The organism is Thermostichus vulcanus str. 'Rupite', assembly GCF_022848905.1.
GTDB lineage: Bacteria > Cyanobacteriota > Cyanobacteriia > Thermostichales > Thermostichaceae > Thermostichus > Thermostichus vulcanus_A.
In genome coordinates this window covers 41,381-48,578 of sequence record NZ_JAFIRA010000029.1, presented here as the reverse complement: position 1 = coordinate 48,578, position 7,198 = coordinate 41,381, and the positions used below count along the sequence as shown (strand labels likewise).

Genomic DNA, 7,198 nt, shown 5'->3' with positions numbered 1-7,198 from the left:
TTGAGTGTGGTGGTGACCCGTTTCATGGGGACTATTGTATGTACTATTTCTGTTGCTGAATAAATTCAGCCTGTGCGCTTATATCCCCCGGTTAGAAACCGGGGGCTTTACGCTGCTTTTCGTAAGTTGGGGTACCTTCACACAGGCTCCTGAACCATCAAACTCCCAACCGTGATAAGGGCAGCGAATATGGCCATTGCAGACCATCCCTTTGGAGAGTCGAGCGGAGCGGTGGCAGCAGCGATCCAAAACAGCGCAGGGTTGCCCCGACTCATCCAGCCAGAGCACCAGCGGAGTTTGCAGCAATGTAAACGCTTGGGGGCCGGCTTCTAGGGCCGACATCGGGATCACAGGGTACCAAAATCGCTTCAGGACAGGTTGCTGAGTGACAAGCATGAACCATCTCCACCACGAGGGAGTTAAGGAACGTTTTTATCGTCCTCCGAACGACGCAGAGCGTCATAAACTGGGCAAGCTTTTTGTGAGCCTAGATGGCCCAAATGGTTGTCCTCAGGTAAAGATGGTAGGCATTGGAACTGCAGAAATCCGTATTCGCCAACACAGCTTTTCCGCACTACACTGTGAGCGTTTCGCCCCAGACAACTGCCCTTTTGCGTAGGAATGAGCTATTGATCAAGGGGGGCCAAGCTTTGGCCCAACAGAAGTGTGAGGTTGCCTGACCAACAGAAGCCTGTTGGGATGGGGTTGTGAGAAGGAGTGGCACAGTGCAAACAGAGGAGCGACCGGGGTTAGAGGGATCCCTTCCCTCGGGTTCGTCAGCGGCGGTTGAGGCACCGGAGACTTCTCCAGTTCAGCCAGAGGGATCCCACACTGCTCATTCTGATGATCAAGAGACTCAAGATGTGGCCAGGGTCGGGATCCCAGACGAGTTGGGGGAGGCTCCCGAAGGATTTCCCATTGCGCTGGAGGGGACTACCTGTACAGGTTCACCCGCGCAGCAGTCGTGGCAAGCGGGGGACAATTATTCCAAACGGAGCCGTTCTGAGGAAAAACGACAACAGGAACGCCGCTCCTTACCCTGGCGCTTGGGCTTGGCCAATCTCCTTTCGGCAGGGTTGCATCTTCTCTCTATCCGACTGGTGGGCTGGCAGCCGGGGATCCCGGAAGAGGTGGAGATCATTTCCTTTCAGTGGGTGGAGGTGGAAGCTGAGCCGCCCCCAGAGCCGGAGTTTATTGCCCCTATCTCCGCCCGTGCATCCGGAACCTCTGATCCACGGGATCCCTACTTATCGGCGCGGCCCTCGCAAGTGGCCAGATCCAGAGACTGGTTTGATTTTGATGTTGAGGCAGTGTCCTCTTCTTCATCAACCGTTCTTCCGGGAGCTCGAGCCCAGTCTTTTCCCCACCAAGCCCAGCCCTTCATCCCTCCGCCCGCAGATATTCCGGAAGTCCCCTCCCCTCCCCGCTCCCTGACTCCCCAGCACCAGCAACAGCTGGAATCTGCCCTGGAGAATGCTGTGGCTGATCAAAATTGGGCGGAAGCTCTGCAACTAACAGAAAAATGGCTGGATACACTGTCCCCAACTTCCCAACAACGAGAGCCTCTGCAGGCATATCAACACCATTTGCACAATCTACTCTCCACCCCAGCCGACGTTGTTGAACCTGCCACATCCCCAGCTCCACCCGTAGAGCCGCCAAACTCACCAAGGGCCTCTCAACCTGACGCAAGTAGCTCCCCTTCAGAAGCAGCCTCTCCCCCAGAGCCTCTCCCCCAACCGCATCTGCTGGCACAGGCGGAGCCCCGACCCATTTTGCCGCCGCCAACACCGGATGCCCCTTCGCAAAGCGAGCCAAAAGACTCCCTCAGCGCGCTTTTGCCTGCTCCAGAAAGCCTTTTCAAATCAGAAAGCCAGGGATCCCCAAACCCCAAGACTGAGGGACCTGGCCCACCCAGCCTAGATACTGCTGCTGATCTGGACTGGGGAGACTACTTAGCCCAGTTACAAGAGAAAGTCCGCCAACACTGGATGGTTCAGCGAGCCGCTGGATCCTACTTGACGGTGGTGCGTATTCGCCTGGATCGGGAGGGATCCCTGCGGGAACTGCGCCTACAAACCCCCTCGGAAGATCCCCTTTTGGATGCAGCCATCCTCAGCGCCATTCAACGCTCAGCGCCGTTTGCTCCCCTGCCTGAGATCTACGCTGGAGAAGAGTTAATGCTAGAAATTGATGTGCTGAGTGGATCCCTGGAGGCCAACCCCATTGCGGATCCCAACCCTAAACCTTAAGGTTCCAGCTCCTCTTAGGCCATGGACTTGCGGCGGTTCCGTCGGACAGCCACCGCTTTGCGCTTGCGCTTTTCTAAGTTGGTTTCAAAATGCCGATGGTTGCGCAGATCCCGCAAGATGCCCGCCTTAGAAACCTGACGCTTGAAGCGGCGCAATGCAGATTCAATACCTTCGTTTTCGCCAATCGTCACTTGGGTCATAAGGGAGCCATCTCCTCCATCGAATTTATTGAAGAAAAACAGGGATCCCTATAATAAACCATCCCTGGGCTATTGCCCGGATTTACCGAGCGCGGCTACCAAAGTTAAGACCCGAAACCACCTCACCCCCAACCAAATTCACAGTGAATGAAGCGGTTGCCCCGGGGGTCGGAGTGCCTGTTGGAGTGGGGCTAGGGGTTGGAGTGCTGCCAATCACCGATTGCACAAAACCCGCAAAACTGGACACGCGCGTATACACCCCAAAAAAATTGGGCAAGGCGCAACCCACCCCAAAACTGGTGATCCCGGCCAGCGCAAAACCATTTCCATTGGGCACAACCAAAGGGCCACCACTATCTGCCTGACAGGAATCCACTCCCCCCTGGGGAAATCCAGCACACAACATGCTGTCGAGAATGGTGCCGTCGTAGGATTGGGGCGCGTTACACTCGGCATTGGAAACGATGGGGACGGTGGCCTGTTGCAAATCCCTTGGGAATCCACTCGGTTCCTGACCTGCAGTTCTTTGCTGAGTCGCTCCCCAGCCGATAATGGTGGCAGCAGTGCCTGGGGCGGTCAGATTCAGTTGATTGGGCTGCACAAGAGGTAGGGTAGCCAAAGAAACCGGCTGAGAAAGGCGTACCAAGGCAATGTCATTTCCCCCTGGTTCTCCCAGTTGTGGATTGTAGCTGGGATGGATGACGATTTGAGCAGCGCGAATGCGCTGGCCAGATCCCACTTCTAGGCGGTTGGTACCCAGCAACAGATCCAGGTTTTGGGCGTTCACCACCTGCTGACCCTGATCGTTGAAAAAACAGTGGGCTGCCGTGATCACCCACTCCGGTGTAATCAGGGATCCCCCACAAAACTGCCCCTGGAAAGGATCCTGTCGATCTGCCAGCACTAAGGCCACCATCCAGGGAAACGCCCCTGCTGGAGCATTGCTCCCACCCACGATTTGCTCTAGCTGTAGGCCAGAACGCGGTGTGGTAAAGATCCGCCCTGGAGGCAAAATGGCGGTGACTCGATAGGTACCTGGGGGCAGGTCAAAAAAGCGGAAATTACCACTGGCATCGCTGGTTACGCTGGGTTCCCCCGCATCGAGGCGGCCATTGCCATTCAAGTCCAGAAAAGTCGTAATGCCCGGTAGACCTGCTTCTCCCGGCTCCCGTAGGCCATTGCCGTTCAAGTCATCAAAATGGGATCCCTCAATTCGTCCCGTAGAAGGAGCCGGAATCGGGGGAACAGAGCGAGACCCACCCCCACCCCCGCAGGCACTTACCATCAGTGTGAGAGACAAACCCCAAAGCATCTGCCAGCCAGAGGACTTTTGGCGGGAGAGTGACCAAGAAGGGTAGGACATGGGTGGCTTCTCCAGAAGAGGAAGGGAATGCTTGTGGATTTGCAGCGGCTAGGGATCCAAATGCCCGGCAGCCCAGCCTCACGCAGCCGTTCAACCAAAGCAAGCATTACAATATCCCATTTGCGGATCCCAACGATTGCGCCTCTAGGGAAACTTCATAAGCTTCTGGGCGGCACCGTTCTACCCAGAAGCCGTAACCGACGGCGCGGCTATGCGCAACCCCTTCCCTCTTGCCGCCTGTGCAATTGGGCAGTAAAACCGGGATGGGAGCGTGTGTGGCCGAATGAATATTGCGGTCTTGGGGTTCAAAGGCGGTGTGGGCAAAACCACCACGGCGGTGCATTTGGCCCTCTACCTCCAACAGGAGCGGGGTGAGGCTAGCAACGGCACCCCTGAGTCGGCTCTGCTGATCGATGCGGATCCAAACCGCTCCGCCTCCCGCTGGGCAGAACGGGGATCCCTATTTCCCATTAAAGTGCTGGCCGGGGATCCCAGCACGCCTACCCCCGCTGGTTTCCAGCACACGGTGATCGATACGCCCGCCCGCCCCACCCCGGAGCAGTTGCGTAGTCTGGCCCAGCGATGTGATTTGTTGGTCTTGCCCTGCTCCCCCGATGCCTTGGCTTTGGACGCTTTGATGTTGACCACCGAGGCTCTGCACCGATTGGGGGCAAAGCACTACAAAGTGTTGCTCACCCTGATTCCTCCTTGGCCCAACCGGGATGGGGCCGAAGCGCGGAGCTTCCTCAAACAAGCCGGGATCCCCTTCTACCAAAATTCCATTCGCCGCACCGTGGCCTTTCAACGGGCTGCCCTAGAGGGGGTTTGCATTAACGAGATCCCAGAAGCGCGAGCCAAACAAGCCTGGTCAGATTATGTCGCTGTCGGTGGGGAGATTCTGTCATGAGCAAGTTTGAGCGCCTCTTGGCTATGCAACCGGAAGGGATCCCATCCCGTCCTGCCCCGAAAAAGTTAAGCGCCCAAGCCTACAAAATTCCCGACACCACGCTTGCCCCCGAACCACCGGAGGCCACCGAAAACCTTCGCCCCCCCAAGCCCAGCAGCTCTGAGTACGTCAAACTCACGGCCTATATTCCCAAAGACACCCACCGAGCCGTGAAGCGAATCCTGTTGGAAGCGGATCAAGATCTCTCGGAACTCATCGAAGTATTGCTCACCCAATGGTTGCGCTCGCAGTAAACCCCATCTCTGGATCAGGATTCACTCCAGACAAATAACCGGCCCATCTGTGGCACACTGTTCTCCGTGCAGCCATTCTTCCTGGGGATCCGATTGGGCAAACGGCATCACCGCCAACAGCCCCAAAACACTGGCCACCACCGCGATCCAAATGATACGCATGGCCTTCCTCCTTAGTTCTGCAACAGTTCTGCAATGGGTTTAGTCTCTCGTTTCCCGCTCAACCCGTCTGTGATGGGATCCCCTAGCCAAGCGTGATCCAAATCACAGTCAACTCGTATAAGTCCCATTCTTGCAGTTTTGCCAGGGAAGTTCGAGCAGATTGAATATTTCAGAAACACCCTTCAACAAATCCACAAACAAGTCCACACAATCCCTCAGCGCAGATCGCGGCCAAAGGGCAACAACGACAGAATGATCAACTTCATATGCTGCTTGGCAAACGGGATCCCGATGATAGTGACCGCCAAAATCAGGGCCCAAAACAGATGGTTCAGCACCAAGGGCCAACCGAACAGCAACAGCCAGATCACGTTAAAAATCAGCAGCAGCGGGCTATTGGCATCGGGATACTCCACCACCTCTCGACCGAAGGGTGTGAGTACCGCAAATCCCAGCTTGATACTCTGCCAGCCAAAGGGAATGCCGATGATCGTCAGGCAGAGACTGAGTCCCCCCAAGATATAGCCCAGTGCCGTCAGAAAGCCTCCGAAGATCAGCCAGATAATGTTGCCGATTAAGCTCATGATCAGACCCTCCACTATCGAGACTGGACAACTGGATTGGGGTGAAAAAACAGCCTTCTAGCCAGACCTTTTTACCCTAGCCTGCCTTTGTGAAAATCTGGGGAATGTTGTCAAAACCTCAATAAGACGGGTCTAACGGGTTTATGCACCCCTCACAGGGATCCTATCTGAACAGCGGTCGCGTCCTGAATCACCTGTTCTCCCGGCTGGATCCCTGCGTGAATTTCCACCCGATTTCCATAGCGGGATCCAATCACAACGGGAGTAAAAACGGCCTTTCCTGCCACCCACCGATACACTCCAGTGATCCCAAACTGTTCCACCACACTCTCCTGTGGGATGAGTAGGGCTTGTCGGGTTGGCCCCAACACAGTCAGTCGCCCCAGCAATCCCGGGATCCCTCCTGTTAGGGCTGGCACGTCTACTTTCACCACCACAGTTCTGGCGACTGGATCCGCACTGGGGATGATCTGCTGAATCGTTCCCTCCACGGTCTGATTCAGGCTATCGAAAGCAATGGGTACCGACTGTCCCACCTGAATCTGAGATACCTGAGATTCAGGCACCGTTACAGAAAATCGCAACCGCTCGGTACTCTCCAAATGAACCAGGGGCTGAGCCGGCCCAGCCAGGGATCCCACCTCTGCATACTTGCGGGTGATCACCCCATCGAAGGGCGCCAAAAGGCGTCCATACTCCAAATTGGCTTGGCTTTGGTCGATCACAGCTTGGGCCTGGGCAATGGCTGCTTGAGCCTGGGGGATCCCACTTTCTGCTTGGGCCATTTGGGCTTGGGCTTGGGCAATCCCTTGTTCTGCCTGCTGGATCCCTGCCTCGATTTGGGCAATGCGGGCCAGAATCACGGCCACCCGCGTACTGGCTTGATCCAACTGGGCCTGCGTGATCGCCCCTTCGGCTTGTAACCCTTGCATCCGCTGTTGGTGGAGTTGTGCCTCGCTCAGTTCCGCTTCTGCTTCTTGCTTTTGGGCCTGTGTTTGGTGAAGCAGCGCTTCCGCCACCTTGAGTCCAGCTTGGGCGGCAATCCGATTGGCTTGAGCCTGTTGCAGTTGCGCCTCGGCTTGTTGTCGTTGGGCCTGGGCTTGTTGCCAAGCCGCTTGGACATCACTCACATCCAAACGGGCAATCAGGGATCCGGCCGCAACCCGCTGGCCCTCTTGAACCGGAAACTCCAGAATTCGACCGACAATGCGGCTGCTGAGGCTGACACTCTCCACCGCTTCCAAGCTGCCCACCAGGATCCGCTCGCTACTGACCGATTGCGGGTTAACTGCCACGGTCTTGAAGGGAAGGGGCACACCTTCTTGAACAGCAGCGTCGGGAACCACCCCTGTCCGAGCCGATTGGGTTCGGGATCCCAGTACCCATCCGCCGACCCCACCCACCGAGAGGAGCAACAGTGCGAACCCCACCCTGCCC

General features: G+C 56.5%; 8 protein-coding genes and 1 pseudogene. 3 read left to right on the top strand and 6 right to left on the bottom strand.

Annotated elements, in window-relative coordinates; translation table 11 throughout:
- Nucleotides 1-102: 102 nt before the first annotated feature.
- Nucleotides 103-396: pseudogene (locus tag JX360_RS11375) on the bottom strand (Rieske 2Fe-2S domain-containing protein); the annotation flags it as partial.
- Between the two features lie 329 nt (nt 397-725).
- Between JX360_RS11375 and JX360_RS17750 the strand changes: the two are divergent.
- Complete coding sequence (locus JX360_RS17750) at nt 726-2,252, top strand: TonB C-terminal domain-containing protein (RefSeq protein ID WP_244350931.1); 1,527 nt, start codon at nt 726-728, stop codon at nt 2,250-2,252.
- 14 nt (nt 2,253-2,266) lie between these two features.
- Here JX360_RS17750 and rpsU read toward each other — a convergent pair whose 3' ends face one another.
- Both rpsU and JX360_RS11360 read right to left on the bottom strand, forming a co-directional pair.
- Nucleotides 2,267-2,452 (bottom strand): 30S ribosomal protein S21, encoded by a 186-nt coding sequence (rpsU, locus tag JX360_RS11365; RefSeq protein ID WP_011432857.1) that lies wholly within the window; start codon nt 2,450-2,452, stop codon nt 2,267-2,269.
- A gap of 82 nt (nt 2,453-2,534) precedes the next feature.
- Complete coding sequence (locus JX360_RS11360) at nt 2,535-3,815, bottom strand: trypsin-like serine protease (RefSeq protein WP_244350929.1); 1,281 nt, start codon at nt 3,813-3,815, stop codon at nt 2,535-2,537.
- Nucleotides 3,816-4,098: 283 nt separating this feature from the next.
- On the opposite strand from JX360_RS11360, the gene JX360_RS11355 reads away from it, so the two are divergent.
- Both JX360_RS11355 and JX360_RS11350 read left to right on the top strand, forming a co-directional pair.
- Nucleotides 4,099-4,722 (top strand): ParA family protein, encoded by a 624-nt coding sequence (locus JX360_RS11355; RefSeq protein WP_244350927.1) that lies wholly within the window; start codon nt 4,099-4,101, stop codon nt 4,720-4,722.
- Complete coding sequence (locus JX360_RS11350) at nt 4,719-5,015, top strand: hypothetical protein (protein WP_244350925.1); 297 nt, start codon at nt 4,719-4,721, stop codon at nt 5,013-5,015. Before JX360_RS11355 ends, JX360_RS11350 begins: the two co-directional genes overlap by 4 nt.
- Nucleotides 5,016-5,036: 21 nt before the next feature.
- Here the strand turns inward: JX360_RS11350 and JX360_RS11345 are convergent, their stop codons facing one another.
- The 3 genes from JX360_RS11345 to JX360_RS11335 form a co-directional block, all read right to left on the bottom strand.
- Nucleotides 5,037-5,177 (bottom strand): hypothetical protein, encoded by a 141-nt coding sequence (locus tag JX360_RS11345; RefSeq protein WP_244350923.1) that lies wholly within the window; start codon nt 5,175-5,177, stop codon nt 5,037-5,039.
- Nucleotides 5,178-5,392: 215 nt separating this feature from the next.
- A complete protein-coding gene (locus tag JX360_RS11340; protein ID WP_235277948.1) occupies nt 5,393-5,761 on the bottom strand; it encodes a YccF domain-containing protein in 369 nt (122 codons plus the stop codon).
- A 152-nt stretch (nt 5,762-5,913) separates the two neighbouring features.
- Nucleotides 5,914-7,191 carry an efflux RND transporter periplasmic adaptor subunit gene (locus JX360_RS11335; protein WP_244350922.1) on the bottom strand — a complete coding sequence of 426 codons (1,278 nt, stop codon included), beginning with the start codon at nt 7,189-7,191 and terminating at the stop codon, nt 5,914-5,916.
- Between the last annotated feature and the right edge of the window lie 7 nt (nt 7,192-7,198).

What these genes read in the sequence shown, in the direction of transcription:
- rpsU (WP_011432857.1), bottom strand. Translation starts at nt 2,452, where the DNA reads ATGACCCAAGTGACGATTGGCGAAAACGAAGGTATTGAATCTGCATTG.
- JX360_RS11360 (WP_244350929.1), bottom strand. Translation starts at nt 3,815, where the DNA reads ATGTCCTACCCTTCTTGGTCACTCTCCCGCCAAAAGTCCTCTGGCTGG.
- JX360_RS11355 (WP_244350927.1), top strand. Translation starts at nt 4,099, where the DNA reads ATGAATATTGCGGTCTTGGGGTTCAAAGGCGGTGTGGGCAAAACCACC.
- JX360_RS11350 (WP_244350925.1), top strand. Translation starts at nt 4,719, where the DNA reads ATGAGCAAGTTTGAGCGCCTCTTGGCTATGCAACCGGAAGGGATCCCA.
- JX360_RS11345 (WP_244350923.1), bottom strand. Translation starts at nt 5,177, where the DNA reads ATGCGTATCATTTGGATCGCGGTGGTGGCCAGTGTTTTGGGGCTGTTG.
- JX360_RS11340 (WP_235277948.1), bottom strand. Translation starts at nt 5,761, where the DNA reads ATGAGCTTAATCGGCAACATTATCTGGCTGATCTTCGGAGGCTTTCTG.